This window comes from Candidatus Poriferisocius sp. (assembly GCF_965219815.1).
Lineage (GTDB): Bacteria > Actinomycetota > Acidimicrobiia > Acidimicrobiales > Bin134 > Poriferisocius.
On record NZ_OZ244791.1, the window covers coordinates 1,900,687 to 1,923,779 of the forward strand.

Below are 23,093 nucleotides of genomic sequence, written 5' to 3' on the forward strand. Positions count from 1 at the left end.
CCTGGATGCGATGAGCACGCCGGGTGTTCTGATTGGGGCAGTCCAGCCCTACGCGTGGGGGTCGCGGGAGGTGCTGCCCCGGATCATGGGCGTTCCGCCCACCGGCGAGGCCCAGGCAGAGCTGTGGTTGGGCGCCCACCCCCGGGCACCGTCCATGCTGCGGCGCGACGGTGTGGATCGGCCCCTAAGCGAGGTGATCGCCCAAGACCCGGAGGCAGAGCTGGGCGCGGAAACGGCCCGGTTGTTCCGCGGTGAGCTGCCCTTTCTGCTCAAGATCCTGGCCGTAGACCAGCCCCTCTCGCTCCAGACCCACCCCACTCGCCAGCAGGCTCAAGCGGGGTACGACTCAGAGGAAGACCAGGGCATCCCCGTCGACGCCGACCACCGCTCATATCGCGACCGCAACCACAAACCGGAGCTGATCTGTGCGCTCGAGCCGTTCACCGCCCTGTGCGGGTTCCGGTCGCCGGATTCCGCCGCCGCTCTATTCGACTCGCTGGAGGTTGCCGCTCTGGCCCCGGCAACTGGTTGCCTGCAAGCAGGGGAGATCGCCCCAGCCCTTCGGTGCCTGCTGGAGCGCTCCCCACAAGCCGGCGCGGACATCGCCCATCAGGTGGTGGCGGCTTGCGCTCAGCCCGGCCCGTTTCCCGATGAGAGGCAGTGGGCGGTGCGGATCGGGGAGCGGCATCCCGGAGACATCGGGGTGGCTGTGGCCCTGATGCTGAACCTGGTCCGCCTCAACCCCGGCCAGGCCCTCTTTCTGGAAGCAGGCAACCTGCACGTGTACCTGCACGGAGTAGCGGTGGAGATCATGGCCAACAGCGACAACGTGCTGAGGGGCGGTCTCACCGTCAAGCATGTGGACGTTCCCGCGGTGCTGGAAGTGGTGAATTGTCGCCCCATCGACGTGCCCGTGCAAAGCCCCGACGGTCCGTGTTTCTCCTTCCAGGCGCCGGCACCCGACTTTGGGCTTGCCCGCGTCGAGTTGGACGGGGCGCGGCGGTTTCTTCCCACAGGGCCGGAAATCGTGCTCTGCACATCGGGGCGTGCGAGCGTGGCGGGTCACGAGATCACCGGCGGCGGAGCAGTGTGGGTGCCGGCGGGGACCGGCGAGTATGACGTCGTCGGGACCGCGCTGCTGTTCCGGGCGGCAACTGGATGATCGTGGTGGCTGCTTCAACTAGAGGCAGCGGTTGAGTAAGACTGTGGCCATGGCGCTGGATCCCCGACTGCTCGAGATTCTGGCCTGTCCTGACGACAAGGGGCCGCTGCTGTACTTTCCCGATGAGGACTCGCTGTACAACCCCCGCCTGCACCGCCGTTATCTCGTGGAGGATGACATCCCCAACATGCTCATTGACGAGGCCGAGACGGTGGACGATTCCGAGCACGAGCGATTGATGGCCAGAGCAGAGTCTGAGTCCATTCCCTTCACCTTCACTCCGTGAGAGCCATCTCACGTCTCGTGGATCGGAGAATGCGGTGAGCGAGCGGGTGGACACGCTGGGCATGTGGCCGGCGGTCAACCGGCTCCCCGAGCAGATGCTGGACGCTCTGGATCGGACCAAAGACCTGCGCGGACTGCCTGACCGCTCGGAGATCGCCAATGTGCTGGTGCTGGGAATGGGGCCGGGCGGGTTTGCCGGCGACCTGCTGGCTGTAACTGCGGGGCCGTTCATGCCCCTGCCCATCGTGGTGGTCAAGAGCTACCAACCGCCTTCGTATGTGGACGAGCAGACCCTTGTATTCGCTCTCTCCGCCAGCGGCGACACGCCGGAGATCGTCCAGGCCGCGGCACTGGCCGCGGAGGCGGGCGGTCGGGTTGTGGCGGTGACCGGGGGCGGCCAACTGGCCCAGATGGCCGGGGCTTGGGGGGCCCCGCTCGTCGAAGTCGATCCAATGCTCTACCCGCCACGGGCCGGGCTGAGCGTGCTCACCGTGGCCCCCATGATCATCCTCGAGCAGATGGGGCTTTTCCCCGGCGCCTCTCAATGGGTGCGCTTTGCCGTGGACCAGATTCGCAGCCGCCGGGACGCGGCTCGGGACTCGGCCGCGTCCCGAGCCCGCCACCTCGCCGGCACGGTACCGCTGATCTACGGCGGGGGAGGACTCGGCTCGGTGGCCGCCCGGCACTGGAAGAACATGATCAACACCAGTGCCAAAGCCCCGGCATTCAGCGCCGGCGTGCCCGACCTGCTGCACAACGAGATCGCCGGGTGGGGCCAGCACGGAGATCTGACCCGGCAGGTGTTCAGCATGGTGGTTTTGCGCCATGATCACGAGCATCCCGATGTGATGCGGGGCTTCGACATCATGATCGACCTGATGGACGAAGTGGTGGGTGCAGTCCATACCGTGGAGGCGGCGGGCGAGGGCCCGGTGGCCCAGATCTTCGATCTGATGTACCAGGGGTCGATCACCGCATTGGAGATGGCCGCCGCGGTGGGCCTCGATCCCGGCCCGGTGCCGGCCATCGTGGCCGCTCGACAGGCGCTGGCCGGTCGCACCCAATGACGGCTTTGACGGGGACATTCCATAGATTCAAACGGGAAATCCCGCTAAGAAACCTAGACAGCAAGGGAGGGTCGCGGTGACCCTGGAGCACGATTTCAAAGTGGCCGACTTGGCCTTGGCTGAGGCCGGCCGCAAGGAGATCCGCCTGGCCGAGCACGAGATGCCCGGTCTCATGGCCCTGCGGGCCCAGCATTTCGACGCTCAGCCCCTGGCCGGGGCCCGCATCACCGGCTCTCTCCACATGACCGTGCAGACCGCGGTGCTGATCGAGACCCTTACCGCGCTGGGCGCCGAGGTGCGCTGGGCGTCGTGCAACATCTTCTCCACCCAGGATCCCGCTGCCGCCGCGGTGGCGGTCGGTGTCGATGGCACGCCGGATGACCCCCAAGGGGTTCCGGTCTACGCCTGGAAAGGCGAGACCCTGGAGGAGTACTGGTGGTGTACCGAGAAGGTGCTGCGCTGGCCTGACGGCGGAGGGCCCAATCTCATCTTGGACGACGGCGGCGACGCCACCCTGCTGGTGCACATGGGGGCCGATGCTGAGGCGGCCGGCAACCCCGGCGACCCCGATGAGGCCGATTCTGAGGACTTGGCCGAGATCCGCCGCCTGCTGGGGCGTACGCTGGTCGGCGAACCCGGGCTGTGGACCGCCATCGCCGGGGGCATTCGGGGCGTATCGGAGGAGACCACCACCGGCGTCCACCGGCTCTACCGGATGAAGGCCGACGGCACTCTGCGCTTCCCGGCCATCGACGTGAACAACTCGGTGACCAAGCAGAAGTTCGACAACCTCTACGGCTGCCGGCACTCGCTGATCGACGGCATCAACCGGGGCACCGACATGATGATCGGCGGCAAGCTGGCCGTGGTGTGCGGCTATGGCGATGTGGGCAAGGGCTGCGCCCAATCACTGCGGGGCCAGGGGGCCCGGGTCGTGATCACCGAGGTTGATCCCATCTGCGCGCTGCAAGCGGCCATGGAGGGCTTCGAGGTCCAACGGCTCGAAGATGTGCTGGAAACCGCTGATCTGTTCATCACCGCCACCGGCTGCAAGGACGTGATCAGCGCCGAGCACTTGGGGCGGATGAAGCACCAGGCGGTGGTGGGCAACATCGGCCACTTCGACAACGAGATCGACATGGCCGGGCTCAACGCGCTGTCCGATGTGCAGCGCATCAACATCAAGCCCCAGGTGGACGAGTACGTCTTTCCCGATGGCCACTCGGTGATCATCTTGTCGGAGGGGCGGCTGTTGAATTTGGGCAATGCCACCGGCCACCCCAGCTTCGTGATGTCGTGCAGCTTCACCAACCAGGTGCTGGCCCAGATGGAGCTGCACGCCAACGCCGAGTCCTACGGCACCGACGTGACCACGCTGCCCAAGGAACTGGACGAGATGGTGGCCCGGCTGCACCTCGACGCTCTCGGGGTGCGCCTCACCACGCTGACTCCTTCTCAGGCCGACTACATGGGGGTGTCGGCCGACGGGCCGTTCAAGGCCGACCACTACCGGTACTGAACAGGCAAACTGGAGCGATGCCGTCGCCAGTGCTGGCCGATTCTCCCATTCCGCCCACCATCGAGTGGATGGGCGACCACATCCGGCTCATCGACCAGCGGCGACTGCCCGAGGAGCTGGTGCTGGTGGACGTGAACACCGTCGAGCAGCTGTGCGAGCTGATTTTCGAGCTGGCCATCCGGGGTGCGCCCGCACTGGGCGCGGCCGGAGCCATGGGGGTGGCGCTGGCCTCGGTGCAGGGGCGGGATGAGGCCGAGGCGGCCGTGTTGCTGAAGGCCACCCGACCCACTGCGGTGAACCTGGCCTGGGGGGTTGATCGGGCCCTGGCCGCGGCCGATCCGGTGGCCGAGGCGGTGCGGATCGCGGCCGACGACGTGACTGTGAACCAGGCCATCGGGGAGCATGGCATGGCAGTCGTGGCCGACGGCGCCCGGGTGCTGACCCATTGCAACACCGGATCGCTGGCCTGTGTGGGGTGGGGGACCGCGCTGGGGGTCATCCGCTCGGCCCACGATGCGGGGCGACAGCCGTCGGTGTGGGTGGACGAGACTCGGCCGGTATTGCAGGGCGCCCGGCTCACCGCCTGGGAGCTTCAGCGGCTCGGCATCCCGGCCACCCTGGTGGTGGATGCCATGGCCGGATCGCTGATGGCCGCCGGCGAGGTGGACCTGGCCATCGTGGGGGCTGACCGCATCGCGGCCAACGGCGACGTGGCCAACAAGATCGGCACCTACTCGCTGGCGGTGCTGGCCCGGCACCACGGCGTGCCCTTCTATGTGGCCGCGCCCACGTCCACCATCGACCCGGCTACCACATCGGGCTCGGACATCGTGGTGGAGCAGCGCCCTGGCGACGAGGTGGTCCAAGTGGGCGGAGTGCGGCTCGCTCCCGAGGGCATGGCCGCCCAGAACTGGGCCTTCGACGTCACCCCCGCCGAACTGGTCACCGGCTACATAACCGAAGAAGGCATCAGCGACAGCATCGAGTAACCACCGGCCAGGGGCCTGAATGGGCAGGAGAAAGTGTCACTGATGGCTTTTAGGGTGCGGTCATGTTATTTCCATGCACGTGCGCTGGTTGCGGAGGGCCGGGGCCATCGCCGTGTCGGCGCTGCACGGCCGATATGCGAGCAGTGGGGGAGATGCCCCCGCCCGAACCGCTGGCCGGGCTGTGGGCGGCCTTCGCCTACGTGGGTGCGGGCCGGGAGCTCTTAGCCCGGCTCAAGTACCGCAACCAGCGGTCTTGCGTGAGGTGGCTGGCGTCAGCCATGGCTCAAGTCTTGCCGCCGGGTCTGGCGGTCGACTCGGTGACGTGGGCGCCGACGTCTTCCCAGCGACGCCGGCGGCGGGGTTTCGACCAGGCTGAGCTTTTGGCTCGAGCCTTGGGCCGAGAGACCGGGCTGTGTGTCGTTCCCCTGCTGAAGCGAGTCGACGCCGCAGGCCAGACCGGTCGAAGCCGCAGCCAGCGCTTTTGCGCCCCTGTCTTTGCTCCCCACCGCCCCCCGCCGGCCTCGGTACTGCTGGTAGACGATGTGGTCACCTCCGGGGCCACGCTCCAGGCCGCGGCATCCACTCTGGTTCGGGCCGGTGCCGGACGGGTGGACGCCGTAGTGGCTGGAGCCACGCCGCTCCCCTACACGCCGTCTTCCGCACGACTGCCGCCCGGTGTGGTTACCATGGGAACCCACAACTCAACCCCAGCCGAAAGGGAGCCGCAATGGACGTGACCATCAGCAGCAGCGGGATTCAGGTGTCGCAGAGACTGGGGGAGACCACCCGAACGAAGGTGGGCAAGTTGAGCCGCTACTTATCGGGCATCGATCACGCCACGGTTCGGTTCAGCGAGGAGAAGAACCCCCGCATCGCCGAACCCGACATCTGCGAGGTCACCTTGGAGGGCCACGGCTATCACATCCGCAGCCGGGTCAACGGTCCCACCCCGTTCGCGGCCTTGGATCGGGCCATCGCCAAGCTGGAGCGCCAGTTGCGCCGCACCAAGACCCGCCGGGTGGATCGCCAGCACCACTCCCGGGAACGCCGGGCCAGCTGAGTTCCACACCGCCGGCCAGCAGATTTCCGAGGCACCTTCTGAGGTAGCCCGCCAACACGATTCTGGTTGGCTCCGTTGACTAAATCGCGCCAGCGCGACAGTAGAGTGGGCCTGGAATGAGCGTGTTTCAGAAGGTCCTGAACACTGGTGAGGGCAAGAAGCTCAAGGCACTGGAGAGCCTGGTGCCCGACATCAACGCGCTCGAACCCGAGGTCAAAGCGCTGTCCGACGACGCGCTGCGGGGCCGCACCGGGGAGTTCCGCCAGCGCCTCGAGAACGGCGAGGATCTTCACGATTTGCTCATAGAGGCCTTTGCCGTGGTGCGGGAGGCGGCATGGCGGGTTATCGGCCAGCGCCATTACGACGTGCAGCTGATGGGGGGCGCGGCCCTTCATTTCGGCTGGGCTGCCGAGATGCGCACCGGTGAGGGCAAGACCCTGGTATCCACGCTCCCGGTGTACCTGAACGGCCTGGCTGGCAAGGGCGTACACGTGGTGACGGTGAACGACTACCTGGCCGCCCGCGACGCCGACTGGATGGGGGCCATCCACCGGTGGCTGGGCCTTTCCGTCGGGCTGGTGGTTCCCGGCGAGCGGGGCTCTGAGTTCAAGCGCGAGCAGTACGACTGCGACATCACCTACGGCACCAACAATGAGATGGGCTTCGACTATCTGCGGGACAACATGGCCATGTCGGCCGACCGCCGGGTGCAGCGGGGCCACAACTACTGCATCGTGGACGAGATCGACTCCATCCTCATCGACGAGGCCCGCACCCCCCTCATCATCAGCGGGCGCCTGGCGGATGCCGCCAAGACGTATTACAAGTTCGCCAGCGTGGTGCGGGGCCTGCGGCGCGATGTCCACTACGACGTGGACGAGGAGAAGCGCATCGTGGCCCCCACCGAGGAGGGCGTGCATGCGGTGGAGCGGTCCTTGGGGGTGGAGAACCTCTACGACTCGGTCAGCGCCAACCTGGTCCATCAGCTCCAGGCCGCGCTGCGGGCCAAGGAGCTGTACCACCGGGACAAGGACTACATCATCCAGCGGGGCGAGGTGAAGATCGTCGACGAGTTCACCGGGCGGGTTCTCGACGGCCGCCGCTGGTCGGAGGGTTTGCACCAGGCGGTGGAGGCCAAAGAGGGGGTGAAGATCAAAGAGGAGAACCAGACGCTGGCCACCATCACCCTCCAGAACTACTTCCGCCTCTACGACAAGCTGGCCGGCATGACCGGCACCGCGGTGAGCGAGGCCAACGAGTTATTCGGCACCTACGGCCTGCACGTGGTGCCCATCCCCACCAACCTGCCGGTGGTCCGGGCCGACGAGGGCGACCTCATCTACAAGAGCGAGGAAGGCAAATTCAACGCTCTGGTCGAAGACCTGGTGGAGCGATATGAGCGGGGCCAGCCGGTGCTGGTGGGCACGGTCTCGGTGGAGAACTCCGAGAAGCTGGCCGACGTTTTGAACAAGCGGGGCATCCCTCATGAGGTGCTCAACGCCAAACAGCACTTCCGGGAGGCCGAGATCGTGGCCCAGGCCGGTCGCCTGCACGCCATCACCGTGGCCACCAATATGGCCGGTCGAGGAGTGGACATCGTGCTGGGAGGTAATCCCGAGGCCATGGCCCGCCGGGATGTGGCTGCTGAGGGCCTCGATCCCGCCGACCCCGAGGGCCAGGCCCGGGCCGCTGAGTTGCAGGAGAAGTACGAGGCCGAGTGCGGGGCCGAGGGCGAAAAGGTGCGGGAGCTGGGCGGCCTCTACGTGCTGGGCACCGAGCGCCACGACAGCCGTCGCATCGACAACCAGCTCCGGGGCCGCTCCGGCCGCCAGGGCGATCCCGGTGAGAGCCGGTTCTACCTGTCGTTGGAAGACGAGCTCATGCGGATCTTCGCCACCGGGGCCATGAACTGGGTAATGGACAAGGCTCTGCCCGAGGATGTGCCCATCGAGGCCAAGATGGTCACAAAGGCCATCGAGAGGGCCCAGGGCACGGTGGAGCAGAAGAACGCCGAAGCCCGCAAGAACGTGCTCAAGTACGACGAGGTGCTCAACGAGCAGCGCAAGGTGATCTACCAGCGGCGAGCCCAGATCCTGTCGGGCAGCGATTTGCGGGCCGAGGCCCTCGAGCACTTGGGCGAGGCGGTCGACGCAGTGATCACCGGGCATTGCACGTCGGAAGACCCGGAGGACTGGGACCTCCAGCAGCTGGAGACCGAGGTCCGGGTGCTGTGGCCCACCCAGATGGGGCCCGAGCAGATGGGCGAGGCCGCCTCCACCGACGAGCTGTACGACCTGTTGGTTGAGGAGGCGGTAACCCACTACGAGCAGCGGGAGGAGCTGGTCGGCGCCGAGGCCATGCGGGAGGTGGAGCGCCAGATCATGCTGCGCATCATCGACCAGCGCTGGCGCGAGCACCTCTACGAGATGGACTACCTCAAAGAGGGCATCAACCTGCGGGCCCTGGGTCAGAAAAACCCCCTAACCGAGTGGCAGCGGGAGGGGTTCGAGATGTTCGGCCAGATGATGGCCGGCGTTGCCCGGGACTTCGTCACCTACATCATGCATGTGGAGATCAACGTGGATGCCCCGGCGCAGGCCGACGACGCCGGCACCAGCAACATCACCGAATCGGGTCCGGCCGACCCGTCCACCCAGCCGTCTTTGGCCCGGGCCGGCGCCCAAGCCGCCTTGGCCAGCACTGCGGCTGGTCCTGAGGTGGTGCAGGAGTCGGCGCCCAGGTCGAAGCAGCCGGTGGTGAAGTCGGATTTGGAGAAGACCCCTCGCAACGCCCCCTGTCCGTGCGGATCAGGCCGCAAGTTCAAGCAGTGCTGCGGGCGCTGACTGCTGAACCCCGGGAATCCCCGTGCCTGACTTCACCGGCGACCTCGCCCTGCTCCGATCCAAACTGGACGAGGCCCGGCGCTATCTGCATATCGACGATCTGATCGCCCGCCGCCCCAAGCTGGAGAAGGCCGCTTCTGCCCCCGGCCTGTGGGACGACCCCGACCAGGCCCGCAAGGTGACCAGGGAGCTGTCCGAGTTGGTGGAGGATTTGGAGCTGTTCGCCGGGTTGGAGGCTGCGTTGGACGACGCCGACACCTTGCATGAGCTGGCCAATGAGGAAGAGGACGAGTCGCAGACCCCGGAGATCGCCCAAATGCTGGAGTCCCTGTCGGCCAAGGTGGACGACCTGGAGCTGCGGTCGCTCTTGGGCGGTGAGCACGACGACTCCGATGCCGTGTGCGAGCTTCACAGCGGCGCGGGGGGCACCGATGCGCAGGACTGGGCCGAGATGCTGTTGGGCATGTACCAGGGATGGGCTGAGCGCCGCGGTTTCGAGTTCAAGGTGGACTCCGTGTCAGAGGGTCAGGGCGCGGGCATCTCCTCGGCTGACTTCACCATCTCCGGACGCAACGCCTACGGCCTGCTCCAGTCGGAGCGGGGGGTGCACCGGCTGGTGCGGATCTCGCCATTCGACTCGGACGCCCGCCGCCACACCGCATTCGCCCAGTTCAAGGTGGTCCCGTTCTTCGATGAGGTCTCCGACGAGGTGGAGATCGAGGACAAGGACCTGCGGATCGACACCTTCCGGTCGTCGGGAGCGGGTGGCCAGCACGTGAACGTGACCGACTCGGCAGTGCGCATCACCCACTTGCCCACCGGCGTGGTGGTGTCGTGCCAGAACGAGCGCAGCCAGCACCAGAACAAAGACCGGGCCATGCAGATCCTGGCCGCCCGCCTGGCCGACCTGAAGCGGGCCGAGCGGGAGGCCGAGATCGCCGGGCTGGCCGGCGACTACCAGAAGGCCGAATGGGGCAGCCAGATCCGCTCGTACGTGCTGCACCCTTACCAGCAGGTCAAGGACGATCGCACCGGCGTGACCATCGGCAACGTAGAAGCAGTGCTGGCCGGCGACCTCGACGAGATGATCGAGGCCTACCTGCGGTGGAGGCGGATGTCCTGAGTTTTGCCGGGTTCGCCGCAGGATTTGGGGGGAAGGGTGCGCGTTCAATACCTGGAGCCGGTGGTAGCGTTGGTCGAGCTTTCCAGGCCGCCGAAGGGGGGTGCGAGCCCGGTTCGCAGTTCGGAGTTCACATCGCATGATCAGAATGGAGAACGTCACCAAGGTGTACAAGGGCGAGGTGCTCGCCCTTCAGAACGCCTCCTGTGAAGTGCAGCGGGGGGAGTTCATCTTCTTGGTGGGCCCGTCGGGCTCGGGCAAGTCCACGTTCATGCGCCTGCTCAACAAAGAGGAGAAGCCCGACCGGGGCCGGGTGTTCGTCGCCGGGCGGGACATCGGCAAGCTGCCTAGTTGGAAGGTGCCCTTTTTGCGCCGCAACATCGGCTGCGTCTTCCAAGACTTCAAGCTTCTGCCCAACAAGACCGTGGTCCAGAACGTGGCCTTCGCGCTGGAAGTGATCGGCAGCCCCCGCAGCGTGATCAAGTCCAAGGTGCCGGCCATCTTGGAGCTGGTGGGCCTGTCCAAGAAGATGCACAACTTTCCCGACGAGCTGTCGGGAGGGGAGCAGCAGCGGGTGTCCATCGCCCGGGCCTTTGTCAACCGGCCGCTGATCCTGTTGGCCGATGAGCCCACCGGAAACCTCGATCCGAACACCTCGCTGGGCATCATGACGCTGCTGGACCGCATCAATCGCACCGGCACCACGGTGGTGATGGCCACCCACGACCGCAGCATTGTCGACAAGATGCGCCGCCGGGTTGTGGAGTTGGACCGGGGCCAGATCGTCCGGGATCAGTCCCGGGGCGTGTACGAATAGCCGATGGGCTTTCGCGAGCTCGGTGAGGCCAGTCGCTTGGCGGGCGCGAGCTGATGAGCCTCAAGTTGGACTATGTCCTGCGGGAGACGGCCAGCAACTTCCGCCGCAACATCACCCTCACACTGGCCACCATCATCACCGTCACCATCTCGCTGACGCTGCTGGGTGCGGCGCTGCTGTTCGGCGACGCCGTAGACAACGCCACTGTCCGCTGGAAGGACGGTGTGGAGTTCATCGTCTTCACCGACCCCGAGATCAGCCCGGAGTTGGAGGCCGACATCCGCCGCCAACTCGAGGGTTCGCCTGAGGTCAGCGGGTTCACCTATATCGACAAGGACGAGGCCTACGCCGAAGTGCAGGACCTCTTGGGCGATTCGCCTGAGCTTGTAGAGGTGATCACGCCGGAGCGGCTGCCGGCTTCGTTCCGGGTCAAGCCCACCGACACCCTGCCGGAGCGGGTTGACGAGCTGGCCGCGGCATTCCGCGCCCAGCCCGGAGTGGCCAGAGTGGTCACCGCCAGCGAGACGATCCGGGCCATCGAAGACTTGTCCAGCGGGTTGCGCCAGAGGGTGATCATCATCGCCATCATCCTGTTGGTGGCCGCTGCCGTGCTGATCTTGAACACGATCCGCATGGCGCTGTTCTCCCGTAGACGGGATATCGAGGTGATGAAGCTGGTCGGCGCCACCAACTGGTTCATCCGGGTGCCGTTCATGTTCGAGGGACTCGTCCAAGGCCTCGTCGGCGGGGTGATTGCCATTCCGCTCATCTGGCTCACCAACAACTTCTTCAGCGTGATCAACGACGACGTCACCCTGGAGCTGCTGCGGGGCTTCACCGTCGATCCCTCCCGGGTCTGGACGCTGGGCTTCCAGATGGTGGGGTTGGGCGCCATCGTGGGCACGGTGGGCTCAGGCATCGCAGTCACCCGCTTCCTGGACACCTGAGCGGCTGCCCTCGCCACCTTTGCGCTTCCTGGACACCTGAGCGACAGCGTTTTCTCAGCGCGTAGTAGGTTCGCGGCAGATGGCCTCGGCGGCAGTGGCCGGTGGCCGGGCGAAAGGAGCAGCAGATGGCCCAGCAGGTTCGAGCCGTTATCGCCAAGGCCAAAGGCGAGCCGGTCAGCATCGAGACCATCGAGGTGCCCGATCCCGGCCCGGGCGAGGCCCTGGTGGCCGTGCAGGCCTGCGGTGTGTGCCACACCGATCTGCACTATCGGGAAGGGGCCATCAACGACGAGTTTCCGTTTCTGTTAGGCCATGAGGCAGCCGGAGTAGTGGAGGCAGTGGGCAGCGACGTAACCGGCGTGGCCCCGGGCGACTTCGTGATCCTGAACTGGCGGGCAGTGTGCGGCAACTGCCGGGCATGCCTGCGGGGCCGTCCGTGGTACTGCTTCGCCACCCACAACGCAACCCAGAAGATGACGCTGGACGGCCAGGAGCTGTCACCGGCGCTGGGCATCGGAGCCTTCGCCGAGAAGACGCTGGTTGCGGCGGGCCAAGCCACCAAGGTCAACCCCGAGGCCAGTCCCGAGGTGGCTGGTCTGATCGGCTGCGGAGTCATGGCCGGGCTGGGGGCGGCCATGAACACCGGCGGAGTCGGCCGGGGCGACTCGGTGGCCGTTTTCGGCTGCGGCGGGGTCGGAGATGCCGCCATCGAGGGATCCCGCCTCGCCGGAGCGCACACCATCATCGGGGTGGACATCGACGACACCAAACTGGAGTGGGCGAAGGAGTTCGGCGCCACCCACACCGTCAACTCCACCCGGGAGGATCCGGTGGAGCGGATCAGGGAACTGACTGGGGGCCACGGCGTGGACGTGGCCATCGAGGCCATCGGCTTGCCCCAGACCTACGAGCAGGCCTTCTACGCCCGGGATCTGGCCGGGGTGGTGGTGCTGGTGGGGGTGCCCAATCCGGAGATGAAGATCGAGCTGCCCATGATCGAGATATTTGGACGAGGGGGTGTCCTCAAGTCGTCGTGGTACGGCGACTGCCTGCCGTCGCGGGACTTTCCCATGCTGATCGATCTCTATCTCCAGGGACGGCTGAACCTGGAGCGGTTCGTGTCGGAGACCATCTCGCTGGAGGACGTTGAGGAGGCGTTTCACGCCATGGAGCGGGGAGAGGTGCTCCGGTCGGTGGTAGTGGTCTGAGGCCTTTCGCGCCGTGTGGCGCGGAATTGTGCATTGACCCCGGGGAGGGTCGGTCGCTACCCTTTTCTGTTGCGGGTGGGGCTAATGGGGCCAATGAGGCTTGAGTAGGCCGTCGTGTCTGCTCTTGACGGAGGCACCCGATATGCCTGAACTAAACCTGACGACGGTCGTTACCTCGATCATCGTCGTACTGCTGCTGGCACTGCCGTTCGTTGCCGCCCGGCTACCGCATTCCCGCCGGACTGTGTCTGGCGACCTCGAGTCGTACAGTCCTGCGACCCGTGATCTTGAGAGGTCAGGTCCCGGTCCGGGATTCACCTACGCTCTGGTGCCCCCTGGGGGCCATCCTGAAGAAGAGGATGGCGGTGAGAAGGGCTCGTGGCAGTGGTGCTTGGCCTTCATACCCGAGGAGACATCCGAGGGCGGCTCTGAGTTGCCGCCCTGGTGGGCGCCGGCACCCCCATGGAGTGCAGCTGCCGAGCACGACGGCGATTTCACCCGCGACGCTGATGTCCTGCAAGCGGTGTTCGACGAGACCAGTGCCTATCCCGCAGCGAGGTCTAGCGGCGTCTAGGGCGTTCCCTGCCCCTGAGATGGGGCAGTTGGAGCATCATTGGGTATGGCCGAAGATCGGCACCGAGATCGGCGGCTGGCCATGGTGCGTCGCCAGATCGAAGGCCGCGGGGTACGCGACCCCCGGGTTCTGGCCGCCATGAGGTCGGTGCCCCGCCATCGGTTCGTGTCCCGAACGCTGGTGGGCGATGCCTACAAGGACCACCCGTTGCCCATCTCGGCGGGCCAGACCATCTCGCAGCCCTACATCGTCGCCCTGATGGCCGAGGCTGCGGCTATTGAGCCGGAACACCGGGTGCTGGAAGTGGGAACCGGCTCGGGCTACGGGGCTGCGGTGCTGGCCGAGCTGGGCGCCTCGGTAGTCACGGTGGAGCGCCACCGGAAGCTGGCCGACGCCGCGACCAAGGTCTTGGGCAACCTGGGGTATGCCAACGCCACGGTGGTGTGCGGAGACGGGTCGCAGGGCCATCCACCGGGTGCCCCCTATGACGCTGTGGTGGTCACCGCAGCAGCCTCCATCATCCCCTCGCCGCTTGTAGACCAGCTGGCCGACGGCGGACGGCTGGTTATTCCCGTGGGTCCGCCGTCGTTCTCCCAGAACCTGACCCTCGTCACCCGAGCAGGGGACGAGACCACCTCCAAGCGGTTCTGCCCCGTGAGATTCGTTCCCCTCGTCGAAGAGCCCTGAGCGGGTCTCGCTCAGCCCCCTTCCCCCAGCGGCCAATGGCTCAGCTTGGTGTAGCGGGCGCCATCGGAGTGGAGCTGGCTGGACACCAGCCAAAGTTCTGCGGCTTTGAATTGGGCGTCGAAAGGCTGGCTGACCACAGCACCGTGCAATCGCCTTCGGGTCCGAGCCAACGTGAGGTGTCCGGTGAATTTCCGGCGGTCGGGTGCTTGTCCAATGGTCTCAGTCCTAGCTCTCACCTCGACGGCCAACTCGTCTAGCCCATCTGCGGGCAGCGCCAGCACCCGCCCCCCCAGCCACCGGCTAGCCGGTCCGAGCAGCACGGTGGGCGCCGCCCCCCGAAATTCCCGCAAGCTGTCCTCCACATCGCCTTGCTCCGCCTCCCCGAAAAACCTCAGCGTGATGTGCCACTGCTCCCGGTTCGTCCACCGCAACCCCTCCACCTCCGGCCGCTCCAACTCGCCCAGCTGCTCAACGACATCCACCGGCGGAAATACAGCCAAGAACAACCGGGCCACCTTGAAATCATCGCAGGTCATGAGCCGTATCCGATTCCAGAGGCGAACTGCCTAGACCCCGGGCCGGGTAGGGTGAGCGGGTGCTGCGGTTGAGCGGGGGGGTTTATTCGGAGGTCATCGCCCATGCGTTGGCGGGGCTGCCCAATGAGGCTTGTGGACTCTTGGCGGCTCCGGCGGGGGGAGAGGTGGCCAATCGGTTCTTTCCGGTGCGCAATGCGGCGGAGTCGAGCCAGATCTATCGGCTGGATGATGCCGAATATCTCCAGGTGGAGCGGACCGCCGATGACGAGGGGCTGACGCTGGTGGCGGTGATGCACTCTCACACCCACACCACCGCCTATCCGTCGCCTACTGATGTGCGCGATGCCTCGGCCTTCGACCCCTTTGGAGCACTGCTCTATGTGATCGTGTCATTGAAGGATCCCGAACCCGCGCTGCGCTGCTACCGGATCGTCGACGGTGCCATTTCCGAGGAACCGGTAGCCGTCGAGGGGTAGGCATCCGGGTAATCTGAGGCCCGTGGCCGCGCACAAATCGGTGATCGATCTGATCGGGAACACCCCCATGGTCGACGTCAGTGTGCTGTCGCCAAACCCATCGGTGGCCATCCACGTCAAGCTTGAGGGTGTAAACCCGGCCGGGTCGGTCAAAGACCGGGTGGCGCGCGAGATGATCCTCGAGGCCGAGGCCGACGGCACGCTGGAACCGGGCCGCACCATCATTGAGCCGTCGTCGGGGAACACCGGGATCGCCCTGGCCATGATCGCCCGGCTCCGGGGCTATCCCATCAAAATCGTCATGCCCGAGAACGTCTCGGCCGAGCGCCGTCAGTTGCTGGAGGTGTTCGGGGCCGAGATCATCTGGTCGCCGGGGACCGAGGGGTCCAACGGGGCCGTCCGCATGGCCCAGAGGCTGGCCGATGACAACCCGGATTGGGCGTTCCTCTACCAGTACGGCAACGAGGCCAACCCCCGGGCCCACTACAACACCACCGGGCCGGAGATCTACGCCGACTGCCCCGAGATCACCCACTTCGTGTCGGGACTGGGCACCAGCGGCACATTGATGGGGGTGGGTGCCTATCTCAAGGAGCGCAAACCCTCGGTGCAGGTGCTGGCGGTGGAGCCCCCCGCGGGGGAGATGGTGGACGGCCTGCGCAGCTTGGACGACGGGTTCATCCCCCCGGTCTATGAGAAATGGGGCGGCGACCAGCTCTTGGACGGCAAGCGCATAGTGAGACCCCGGGAGTCGATCGAGTGGACCCGTCGGCTGGCTGAGGAGGCCGGCATCTTCGCCGGGATCTCCACCGGTGCCGCACTGGCCGGGGCCGCCCGAGTGGCCGAGCGGACTGACGAGGGCGCGGTGGTGGTGGTTTCGGCCGACGGCGGCTGGAAGTACCTGTCCACCGGGGCATGGACCGACCCGATCGACCAGGTGACCGCTCGGGCCGAGTCGATCATCTACTTCTGAACTCCAAGTGAAAAAATCCCCACTTGGACGGGTTTTGTGGTCCTTGATGTGCTATAAGCACCCCGCGCTGCTAGGATTCCCATACCCAAACCACACCACCACGCTGGAGCACAGCTCCAGCCGAACGGCCTCGACTCATCCCGCCAGAGTCGAGGCCGTTCCTCTTTGGGCTCTTGTATCGTGCCCCCAATGATGGAAGTTGGCGGGGGTGTCAGAAGTTGAAGGGTGTCGAATGAGAGCAGGTCAACGATGAGAAGCGACGGCCGGGCGGCGGACGAGCTGCGACCCATCACCTTTGAGCGGGATTTCACCGAGATGGCCGACGGCTCGGTGCTGGTCTCGTTCGGCCGCACCCGGGTGCTGTGTACCGCGTCGGTTGATCCCGATGTGCCCCGGTGGATGAAAGGCCGGGGAACGGGTTGGGTCACCGCCGAATACTCCATGCTCCCCGGGTCGTCACCGGAGCGGGTCAACCGGGAAGCGGCCCGGGGTCGCCAGTCGGGCCGCACCCAGGAGATCCAGCGATTGATCGGCCGTTCACTGCGAGCGGTGACCGATGCCGCCAAGCTCGGTGAGCGCCAGGTGATCTGCGACTGCGATGTGCTCCAAGCCGACGGCGGCACCCGCACCGCCGCCATCAGCGGCGCCTACGTCGCTCTGCACGACGCCCTCGCTCGGCTGGTAGTCGCAGGCCAGATCGAACAGCACCCGATGATCGAGGCGTGCGCCGCGGTGTCCGTCGGGATCATCGACGGAACACCGTCGCTCGATCTGCCCTATGAAGAGGACGTGTCTGCCGAAGTGGACATGAACGTGGTGATGACCGAATCGGGCCGCTTCGTGGAAGTGCAGGGCACCGCCGAGGGCCAGCCGTTCGGCCGGGACCATCTGGATGCGCTACTGGACTTGGCCACTGCGGGGATAGAGCAGATCATCAAGCGGCAAAACGAGTTGCTGGCCGACCCGCCCCCGCCCCGTTGAGCCTTCCACCAGACAGTCCGCCGCGTTTGGTGGCGGCAACCGCCAACCCCCACAAGCTGGCCGAGATCGAGGCCATCTTGGGATCGGCGGTGGAACTCCTGCCTCGGCCCGCCGATCTGGGCGAAGTGATCGAGGACGGCGACACCCTGGAGGCCAACGCCCGGCTGAAGGCGGCCGCGGTGTGCGCGCACACCGGAAAGGCCGCAGTCGCCGACGACACTGGCCTGGAGGTGCCCGCACTGGCAGGAGCGCCGGGAGTGCGGTCGGCCCGATTTGCCGGGGAGCACGCCAATGACGCCGACAACCGGGCACGTCTGCTGGACGAGCTCGAGGGGGCAGCCGACCGGTCGGCCCGCTTCCGCACGGTGGCAGTGGTGGTGTTCCCCGACGGCCGCGAGTTGCTGGCCGAGGGCATGATGTCGGGAGTCATCGCCGCCGCGCCTCGTGGAGACGGGGGCTTCGGCTACGACCCGGTGTTCGTCCCCGACGGGGCAGACGGGCGCACATTCGCCGAGATGTCGCCCGACCAGAAGAACGCAGTCTCCCACCGGGGCCGGGCTTTTCGGTCTTTGGCCGTCCAGTTGGGCCTGTAGCCTGACCCCATCGAGCTACGCGCCAGTGGCGGAATTTGGCAGACGCGCAGGGTTTAGGTCCCTGTGGGCGCAAGCCCGTGTGGGTTCAAATCCCACCTGGCGCACATGACTGATGAATTTCGGCGGGTTGTTACTGGGGTGGATGGGGATGGTCATTCGGTGGTGGACAGTGATGGGCTGCCGCCGGTGGTGATCAGTCCTCGCCATCCTGAGCAGTTTCTAACTGCCATTTGGGCGGTGGACGAGCTCCCCGCCAGCTATGGCGCCTCGGGTGACCGGGATGGCTTCCGGCTTTCTCCCCCGCCGGGCGGGGTGAACATCATCCGCAACAAGCTGCCGCCCGACTCGGCGGTCTACGTGGACGCTGACGGAAGCCCCCGCCCGGTGGAGGACGAGGAGAATCTCCACCGCACCGCCACGGTGGACTTCATCTGCGTGCTGGAGGGCGAGCTGTGGCTGGTGTTGGAAGGTGATGACGATGTCCACCTCCGAGCGGGGGACTGCGTGGTGCAGCGGGGGACGGTTCATGCGTGGCGCAACCGCACCGACCGGCCTACCACGTTTCTGGCCGTGCTTTTCGACGCTGACGAGGACACGCTGGCGGCGACCCCGATCGGGCCGGAGGCTCTGTGAGCGAGCTTCGGGAAAGTGAGCCGGACAGCGAGGCCCGGCAGGCTTGGCGGGATCTGCTGGGCGCGCTAGCGGAGATCGACGCCGACTGGATTGGGCCGCAGCGGGGTCTGGCCCCCGGCCGAGAGCACCTGGGCATCCGGGGGTTGGGCATGGCGCTGTGGGGGGCGCTGGACCTCTACCTGGAGAACGAGCCGGAGCGGCCCCACTTTGTGCGCCTCATCTCGCCGTACCGCAAGTGGGGCGACAACCCCGACGCCATCTACTTCTTCGCCCCGCTGCGGGGTGATCTCACCTATCGGGTTCATGGTCGGCGGCGGCGGGAGATCTATATGTCGCTCACCGTGCACGGCGGCGATCGCGATGGCCACTGGCCAACCCGGGTGGTGGGCGAGCTCAACATGGACGACATGGCATTCGACGAAGACGGCACCTTCGAAGTGGTGCTGTCGCCCGACGCCCACGGGGGCAACTGGATGGAGTTGGCCGAGGACGCCGGGTCGGTGGTGGTGCGGTTCTACTTCAACGAGGCACAGGCCGCCTCGGCCCAGCCCGAACTGGTGCCCGATCTGCGCATCGACGTCGTTGACGGGCCCGAGCAGAGCCCGGTGCCCGATGACGAAACAGTGGCCCGCCGCCTGAGGCGGGTGGAGGCGTGGGTGCGCTCGAAGTTCGGCGGACAGATGCTCGGCCCGCAACCCCGGCGCCGTCCGAGCTGGTATTCCGAGGTGCCCAACACGATGGGCCCGCCGGTGGACTGGACCGACAGCGACGGCGGCGGATGGGGGGCGGTGGACATCGCCTACTCGGCCGGCGAATACGAGTTGGCCCCCGACGAGGCCCTGGTCATGGAGGGGCGGCTGCCCGAGGGCTTGTTCACCAACGTGGTGATCTGGAACGAGCTGGGCCAAACGGCTGACTACCTGGAGCACACCGTCTCGCTGAACGACGCCCAGATGGAAACAGACGCAGACCGCCGCTACCGGGTGGTCATCGCCCACCGCGACCCCGGCGTGCCCAACTGGCTGGACACCTGCGGCGAGCTCCGAGCCGCGGTGTTCTGGCGCTTCATGCTCCCCACCGAGCCCCCTGAGGCACCGGTGTGCACGGTGATGCCGGTGGATCGGGTGGCCGAGACGCACTAGCGGGCCGGTACTATTGTGGCTATGACCGACCCCGTTTTGTTCGAGCCGGGCAGCCCCGAGCGCGGCGCATTCGAGATCTACAACCGGCTTCTGAAGAACCGCATTGTGTTTCTCGGAACCGACGTGAACGACGACATCGCCAACTACATCACCGCCCAGCTCTTGTATCTGGAGGGCGAAGATTCCGAGAAGGACATCTGGCTCTACATCAACTCCCCGGGCGGGTCGGTCACCTCGGGCATGGCCATCTACGACACCATGCAGTTCATCACCCCCGATGTGGGGACCATTTGCATGGGTTTGGGCGCCTCAATGGGCCAGTTCCTCTTGTGTGCCGGAGCCCCCGGCAAGCGCTATGCCCTGCCCCACGCTCGGATCATGATGCACCAGCCCTCGGGCGGCGTTCGGGGCCAGGCCGCCGACATCGCCATCCAGGCCGAGCAGCACGCCTACGTGAAGGAGCTGCTGGCCGAGCGCATCGCCACCCACACCGGCCAGTCGGTGGAACAGGTGGAGGCCGACTCCGACCGCGACCGCTGGTTCACAGCCGAAGAGGCCAAGCAGTACGGCATCATCGACCACGTGATCGTCAAGCGCGGCGAGATGCTCTGATCGATCGCCGGCCGACTTCACTGGTCGGCAATGGCTAGCCCCGCACGTCCAGCCGTACCTCGCCGGGAATCTTGTCGGGGTCGACGAACACCACAGGACTCTCCCAGTCCAGCCTCAATCCGCAATGTTCGATTGAGTATCGGGCCAGTTCAACGGCGGCCGTTTCGCTTTGCTGCAACTGCTCCGCTTCGAGCGTCAAGTCTTCCGGGTTGTCGAAGGCCTCGATGATGAGGCTCGCAGTGGCATTGATGGTGGCCAGCGACGGCTCGATTTCCAGCGGCGCCACCCGGCGTATGGCTTCAAGTTCGTCCACTACCGCCGCCGCAGCGCTCGGGTCGTCGGAGTAGTCCGAGGCCAATGCGCCCTCAGGTCCAAAAGCGGTCTCCAGTTTCTGACAGAAAGCGCTCAAATCGGGCTGGTCGTCATCACCGCAGGCGCTGAGGCCGAGCATCAGGGCTCCCAGCACCAGCACAGCCGCAATCGGCCGTCGGCGGCATCGCATGGTCAACTGACGGCGGCTGCTTCTCGCAACTCGGTGATGGCGTGGTTGAACCCCAGCTCGTCGGAGAACACCGCGCTGCCGGCCACGAACACCCCGGCCCCGGCTTGGGCCGCGGCTCCGATGGTGGACCGGCCGATACCGCCGTCCACCTCCAACTCCACGTCGTGTCCGCCCTCGTCGATCATCGCCCGCACTTCGGCCACCTTGGACTCCATTGATGCGATGTACGACTGGCCACCCCATCCGGGGTTGACGGTCATCACCAGCACCAGTCGGCACAGGTCCAGCACATGGGCCACGGCGGAGGCCGGAGTTGCCGGGTTGAGGGCCACGCCGGCATCCATGCCCAGTTCTCGGATGGCCCCCAGCGTGCGGTGCAGATGAGGACAGGCCTCGACATGGACGGTGAGCAGCTCGCAGCCGGCCTCGGCATAGCGGGGGGCCAGCTCGTGGGGCTCCTCCACCATGAGGTGGGCCTCGAACGGCAGTGACACTAATGGGCGGATCGAGGCGATCACGTCGGGGCCGAAGGTGAGGTTGGGCACGAACCGGCCGTCCATAACATCCCAGTGGATCCGGTCGGCCCCGGCCTTTTCCAAGCCGATGCACTCCTCGCCCAAGCGGGCGAAATCAGCGGGCAGCACTGAAGGCGCGATCAGAGCTTCATGGGCCAAATCAGTGGCCATGACCCGACCCTACCCTGTGCCGGTGCGGAAGATGCGCACCATTTGAACAGCCTGCTCAGCGCAGCATTCCGCCGTCGACGAATACCGGTCGACCACTCATAAAAGCAGATGCGTCGCTGGCCAAGAACACCGCGGCGCCAACAAGGTCATCGGGCACACCGAGGCGGCCGAAAATGGTCTCGGCGGCAACCTCTTGCTCGAAGCGGGCTCGGGCCTCGGAGTCGCGGGGCAAGATCATGTCGGTGGCCACTGGGCCGGGGACCAGCAGGTTCACCCGCACCCTTCGGCTGGCCCACTCCCGGGCCATGGTGGTGGTCCAGTTGGCCATGGCCGCTTTGACCGCGCAGTAGGCCCCGATGCCCTCCATGGGCTGGAAGGCTCCCAGCGCCCCGATGTTGATGATCGAACCGCCCCCATCGGCGGCCAAGTAGTCGAGCGCGGCCTGCGACAGGAACAGCGGTCCCTTCAGGTTGACCGCCAAGATGCCGTCCAGCTCCTCAGGGGTGACCCGGGTGGTGAGGTGGGGGCGCAGCACCCCAGCGTTGTTTACCAGCACGTCGAGGCGGCCAAAGTGGCTCAAAACAGCCTCCAGAAGCGGTTGATGCTGGTTCAGCTCGCCGACGTCGAGCTCGGCGGCCATGGCCTCCCCGCCCGAGGCGGTTATCTGGTCGGCGAGGGTCTGGCAGGCGTCCAGCGTGCGGCTGGCCACCACCACCTTGGCCCCGGCTTCCGCCAGCCCCAAGGCCAGAGCGTGGCCGATGCCTCGAGAGGCCCCGGTAACCAGGGCCACCTTGCCGGTCAGGTCGAACCTATCCATCGCTTCCCCCGGCTGTATCTTGCGCGGCTGATTCTTGGGCGGCCAGCCAATTCTCCAGGCTGGCGTCCTCCCAGTCTTCGGGGCCGTACACCGTGCGGGGCAACGGGGTCATCAAGTGGGTGTCACCGCCGGTCACGTATTCGGCCGAGCGTTGCTCCCAGGCGGTGATCCGCTCGTCGGCGGTGCCCTCGTCGCACAGCCCCCGGGTGGTGTCGCGGTTCTGGCGGTAGGTGACGTGGGAGGCGATGTCGGCGGCCCACACCATCACCACCTCGTGCTGGTTGTTAAGCACCTCGTACAGCCCAGTGGGGCGGTGTCCGTAGTCGGCCATGAGGGGCACCCGCTCCTGCACCACCGCGGCCAGAAACTCCATCGGAGTGCCCGGCCGCACGGTGAGGATCTCGTTCACGAACAGCGTGCCGGTGATGCCCGCCTCGGCGATCTCGGTGGTGCTCGGGCTGCCGGGCACGCCCCCGCACAGCCGGTCGAATCCGCCGGAGCGCCATTGGGCGGCCTCGTCCCACCAGTCGCCGTAGAACGCCTTGCGCCGCTTCAGGTTGAGCCGGTCGAGGTTCTTGGCCAGGCCCTTCCAGCCCTCCGATCCGATGTCCCAGATGTTGATGACCTGGGGCCAGCGCCCCCCGCCCGCCCCCAGGATGTAGAACGCGCCCTGGAGCCCGAACATCTCCGGCATGCGCAGCACCGGGTCTTGCCACAGGTGCTCCATGTAGTCGTACTGGCCTTGCCCGATGACGTCGACCACCTCATACAGGTACAGGTCGCGGTTCACGGAAGGCCTCTGAGGCAACTGGTGCTCATGTACCGAAGCTTCATCATCCGCCGACGTTACTGGGCCGGGGCCGC

Annotated in this window: 26 protein-coding genes and 1 tRNA gene; 22 read left to right on the forward strand and 5 right to left on the reverse strand. The window is 66.4% G+C overall.

The window, feature by feature from the left end; translation table 11 throughout:
* Window positions 1–10: 10 nt before the first annotated feature.
* From manA to ACOQPI_RS09140, 14 genes are all read left to right on the forward strand, one after another.
* Entirely contained in the window at window positions 11–1,162 is a 1,152-nt protein-coding gene (gene manA / locus ACOQPI_RS09075; protein ID WP_420619331.1) for a mannose-6-phosphate isomerase, class I, read from the forward strand.
* A gap of 49 nt (window positions 1,163–1,211) precedes the next feature.
* Window positions 1,212–1,448: a Trm112 family protein gene (locus ACOQPI_RS09080; RefSeq protein WP_420621016.1), complete on the forward strand. Its 237-nt coding sequence runs from the start codon at window positions 1,212–1,214 to the stop codon at window positions 1,446–1,448.
* 34 nt (window positions 1,449–1,482) lie between these two features.
* Window positions 1,483–2,514, forward strand: a complete 1,032-nt coding sequence (locus ACOQPI_RS09085) for an SIS domain-containing protein (protein WP_420619332.1) — start codon at window positions 1,483–1,485, stop codon at window positions 2,512–2,514.
* A gap of 82 nt (window positions 2,515–2,596) precedes the next feature.
* Window positions 2,597–4,033 (forward strand): adenosylhomocysteinase, encoded by a 1,437-nt coding sequence (gene ahcY / locus ACOQPI_RS09090; protein WP_420621017.1) that lies wholly within the window; start codon window positions 2,597–2,599, stop codon window positions 4,031–4,033.
* A 17-nt stretch (window positions 4,034–4,050) separates the two neighbouring features.
* On the forward strand, window positions 4,051–5,022 hold the full coding sequence (gene mtnA, locus ACOQPI_RS09095) for an S-methyl-5-thioribose-1-phosphate isomerase (RefSeq protein ID WP_420619333.1): 972 nt from the start codon (window positions 4,051–4,053) through the stop codon (window positions 5,020–5,022).
* A 134-nt stretch (window positions 5,023–5,156) separates the two neighbouring features.
* Window positions 5,157–5,759: a ComF family protein gene (locus ACOQPI_RS09100; RefSeq protein WP_420619334.1), complete on the forward strand. Its 603-nt coding sequence runs from the start codon at window positions 5,157–5,159 to the stop codon at window positions 5,757–5,759.
* The gene (hpf, locus tag ACOQPI_RS09105) at window positions 5,750–6,082 is read left to right on the forward strand and encodes a ribosome hibernation-promoting factor, HPF/YfiA family (protein WP_420619335.1); all 333 of its coding nucleotides are present in this window, start codon (window positions 5,750–5,752) and stop codon (window positions 6,080–6,082) included. Before ACOQPI_RS09100 ends, hpf begins: the two co-directional genes overlap by 10 nt.
* Before the next feature lie 116 nt (window positions 6,083–6,198).
* Entirely contained in the window at window positions 6,199–8,925 is a 2,727-nt protein-coding gene (secA, locus tag ACOQPI_RS09110; protein WP_420619336.1) for a preprotein translocase subunit SecA, read from the forward strand.
* 22 nt (window positions 8,926–8,947) lie between these two features.
* Complete coding sequence (prfB, locus tag ACOQPI_RS09115) at window positions 8,948–10,048, forward strand: peptide chain release factor 2 (protein WP_420619337.1); 1,101 nt, start codon at window positions 8,948–8,950, stop codon at window positions 10,046–10,048.
* Between the two features lie 136 nt (window positions 10,049–10,184).
* On the forward strand, window positions 10,185–10,862 hold the full coding sequence (ftsE, locus tag ACOQPI_RS09120; RefSeq protein ID WP_420619338.1) for a cell division ATP-binding protein FtsE: 678 nt from the start codon (window positions 10,185–10,187) through the stop codon (window positions 10,860–10,862).
* 53 nt (window positions 10,863–10,915) lie between these two features.
* The gene (locus ACOQPI_RS09125) at window positions 10,916–11,809 is read left to right on the forward strand and encodes a cell division protein FtsX (RefSeq protein WP_420619339.1); all 894 of its coding nucleotides are present in this window, start codon (window positions 10,916–10,918) and stop codon (window positions 11,807–11,809) included.
* Between the two features lie 125 nt (window positions 11,810–11,934).
* A complete protein-coding gene (locus tag ACOQPI_RS09130; protein WP_420621018.1) occupies window positions 11,935–13,017 on the forward strand; it encodes an S-(hydroxymethyl)mycothiol dehydrogenase in 1,083 nt (360 codons plus the stop codon).
* A gap of 142 nt (window positions 13,018–13,159) precedes the next feature.
* Complete coding sequence (locus ACOQPI_RS09135; RefSeq protein ID WP_420619340.1) at window positions 13,160–13,591, forward strand: hypothetical protein; 432 nt, start codon at window positions 13,160–13,162, stop codon at window positions 13,589–13,591.
* Window positions 13,592–13,636: 45 nt separating this feature from the next.
* The gene (locus ACOQPI_RS09140; RefSeq protein ID WP_420619341.1) at window positions 13,637–14,278 is read left to right on the forward strand and encodes a protein-L-isoaspartate(D-aspartate) O-methyltransferase; all 642 of its coding nucleotides are present in this window, start codon (window positions 13,637–13,639) and stop codon (window positions 14,276–14,278) included.
* A gap of 11 nt (window positions 14,279–14,289) precedes the next feature.
* Here the strand turns inward: ACOQPI_RS09140 and thpR are convergent, their stop codons facing one another.
* Window positions 14,290–14,814 carry an RNA 2',3'-cyclic phosphodiesterase gene (thpR, locus tag ACOQPI_RS09145; RefSeq protein ID WP_420619342.1) on the reverse strand — a complete coding sequence of 175 codons (525 nt, stop codon included), beginning with the start codon at window positions 14,812–14,814 and terminating at the stop codon, window positions 14,290–14,292.
* 59 nt (window positions 14,815–14,873) lie between these two features.
* Between thpR and ACOQPI_RS09150 the strand changes: the two genes are divergently transcribed.
* The 8 genes from ACOQPI_RS09150 (at window position 14,874) to ACOQPI_RS09185 (ending at window position 20,224) form a co-directional block, all read left to right on the forward strand.
* Window positions 14,874–15,290 carry a Mov34/MPN/PAD-1 family protein gene (locus ACOQPI_RS09150; protein WP_420619343.1) on the forward strand — a complete coding sequence of 139 codons (417 nt, stop codon included), beginning with the start codon at window positions 14,874–14,876 and terminating at the stop codon, window positions 15,288–15,290.
* Window positions 15,291–15,312: 22 nt separating this feature from the next.
* Window positions 15,313–16,263 carry a PLP-dependent cysteine synthase family protein gene (locus tag ACOQPI_RS09155; RefSeq protein ID WP_420619344.1) on the forward strand — a complete coding sequence of 317 codons (951 nt, stop codon included), beginning with the start codon at window positions 15,313–15,315 and terminating at the stop codon, window positions 16,261–16,263.
* 249 nt (window positions 16,264–16,512) lie between these two features.
* A complete protein-coding gene (rph, locus tag ACOQPI_RS09160; RefSeq protein WP_420619345.1) occupies window positions 16,513–17,244 on the forward strand; it encodes a ribonuclease PH in 732 nt (243 codons plus the stop codon).
* 29 nt (window positions 17,245–17,273) lie between these two features.
* Window positions 17,274–17,837, forward strand: a complete 564-nt coding sequence (gene rdgB / locus ACOQPI_RS09165; protein ID WP_420619346.1) for an RdgB/HAM1 family non-canonical purine NTP pyrophosphatase — start codon at window positions 17,274–17,276, stop codon at window positions 17,835–17,837.
* A gap of 19 nt (window positions 17,838–17,856) precedes the next feature.
* Window positions 17,857–17,941, forward strand: a tRNA-Leu gene (locus ACOQPI_RS09170).
* Window position 17,942: 1 nt separating this feature from the next.
* Window positions 17,943–18,470, forward strand: coding sequence for a cupin domain-containing protein (locus tag ACOQPI_RS09175; protein WP_420619347.1), 528 nt, complete (start codon window positions 17,943–17,945; stop codon window positions 18,468–18,470).
* Window positions 18,467–19,612, forward strand: a complete 1,146-nt coding sequence (locus tag ACOQPI_RS09180; protein ID WP_420619348.1) for a DUF1214 domain-containing protein — start codon at window positions 18,467–18,469, stop codon at window positions 19,610–19,612. Before ACOQPI_RS09175 ends, ACOQPI_RS09180 begins: the two co-directional genes overlap by 4 nt.
* A 21-nt stretch (window positions 19,613–19,633) precedes the next feature.
* On the forward strand, window positions 19,634–20,224 hold the full coding sequence (locus ACOQPI_RS09185) for an ATP-dependent Clp protease proteolytic subunit (protein ID WP_420619349.1): 591 nt from the start codon (window positions 19,634–19,636) through the stop codon (window positions 20,222–20,224).
* A gap of 34 nt (window positions 20,225–20,258) precedes the next feature.
* On the opposite strand, the gene ACOQPI_RS09190 is transcribed toward ACOQPI_RS09185, so the two are convergent.
* The 4 genes from ACOQPI_RS09190 to ACOQPI_RS09205 are packed head-to-tail and all read right to left on the reverse strand — an operon-like array spanning window position 20,259 to window position 23,019.
* On the reverse strand, window positions 20,259–20,696 hold the full coding sequence (locus ACOQPI_RS09190) for a hypothetical protein (protein ID WP_420619350.1): 438 nt from the start codon (window positions 20,694–20,696) through the stop codon (window positions 20,259–20,261).
* A gap of 32 nt (window positions 20,697–20,728) precedes the next feature.
* Entirely contained in the window at window positions 20,729–21,412 is a 684-nt protein-coding gene (gene rpe, locus ACOQPI_RS09195) for a ribulose-phosphate 3-epimerase (protein ID WP_420619351.1), read from the reverse strand.
* A 55-nt stretch (window positions 21,413–21,467) separates the two neighbouring features.
* Window positions 21,468–22,229 carry an SDR family NAD(P)-dependent oxidoreductase gene (locus tag ACOQPI_RS09200; protein WP_420619352.1) on the reverse strand — a complete coding sequence of 254 codons (762 nt, stop codon included), beginning with the start codon at window positions 22,227–22,229 and terminating at the stop codon, window positions 21,468–21,470.
* Entirely contained in the window at window positions 22,222–23,019 is a 798-nt protein-coding gene (locus tag ACOQPI_RS09205) for a hypothetical protein (protein WP_420619353.1), read from the reverse strand. The genes ACOQPI_RS09200 and ACOQPI_RS09205 overlap by 8 nt, the downstream gene beginning before the upstream one ends.
* Window positions 23,020–23,093 lie beyond the last annotated feature (74 nt).

Coding starts and splice junctions, on each gene's coding strand:
- manA (WP_420619331.1), top strand. CDS start 11: ATGAGCACGCCGGGTGTTCTGATTGGGGCAGTCCAGCCCTACGCGTGG.
- ACOQPI_RS09080 (WP_420621016.1), top strand. CDS start 1,212: ATGGCGCTGGATCCCCGACTGCTCGAGATTCTGGCCTGTCCTGACGAC.
- mtnA (WP_420619333.1), top strand. CDS start 4,051: ATGCCGTCGCCAGTGCTGGCCGATTCTCCCATTCCGCCCACCATCGAG.
- ACOQPI_RS09100 (WP_420619334.1), top strand. CDS start 5,157: ATGCGAGCAGTGGGGGAGATGCCCCCGCCCGAACCGCTGGCCGGGCTG.
- hpf (WP_420619335.1), top strand. CDS start 5,750: ATGGACGTGACCATCAGCAGCAGCGGGATTCAGGTGTCGCAGAGACTG.
- secA (WP_420619336.1), top strand. CDS start 6,199: ATGAGCGTGTTTCAGAAGGTCCTGAACACTGGTGAGGGCAAGAAGCTC.
- ftsE (WP_420619338.1), top strand. CDS start 10,185: ATGATCAGAATGGAGAACGTCACCAAGGTGTACAAGGGCGAGGTGCTC.
- ACOQPI_RS09125 (WP_420619339.1), top strand. CDS start 10,916: ATGAGCCTCAAGTTGGACTATGTCCTGCGGGAGACGGCCAGCAACTTC.
- ACOQPI_RS09130 (WP_420621018.1), top strand. CDS start 11,935: ATGGCCCAGCAGGTTCGAGCCGTTATCGCCAAGGCCAAAGGCGAGCCG.
- ACOQPI_RS09135 (WP_420619340.1), top strand. CDS start 13,160: ATGCCTGAACTAAACCTGACGACGGTCGTTACCTCGATCATCGTCGTA.
- ACOQPI_RS09140 (WP_420619341.1), top strand. CDS start 13,637: ATGGCCGAAGATCGGCACCGAGATCGGCGGCTGGCCATGGTGCGTCGC.
- thpR (WP_420619342.1), bottom strand. CDS start 14,814: ATGACCTGCGATGATTTCAAGGTGGCCCGGTTGTTCTTGGCTGTATTT.
- rph (WP_420619345.1), top strand. CDS start 16,513: ATGAGAAGCGACGGCCGGGCGGCGGACGAGCTGCGACCCATCACCTTT.
- ACOQPI_RS09175 (WP_420619347.1), top strand. CDS start 17,943: ATGACTGATGAATTTCGGCGGGTTGTTACTGGGGTGGATGGGGATGGT.
- ACOQPI_RS09185 (WP_420619349.1), top strand. CDS start 19,634: ATGACCGACCCCGTTTTGTTCGAGCCGGGCAGCCCCGAGCGCGGCGCA.
- rpe (WP_420619351.1), bottom strand. CDS start 21,412: ATGGCCACTGATTTGGCCCATGAAGCTCTGATCGCGCCTTCAGTGCTG.
- ACOQPI_RS09200 (WP_420619352.1), bottom strand. CDS start 22,229: ATGGATAGGTTCGACCTGACCGGCAAGGTGGCCCTGGTTACCGGGGCC.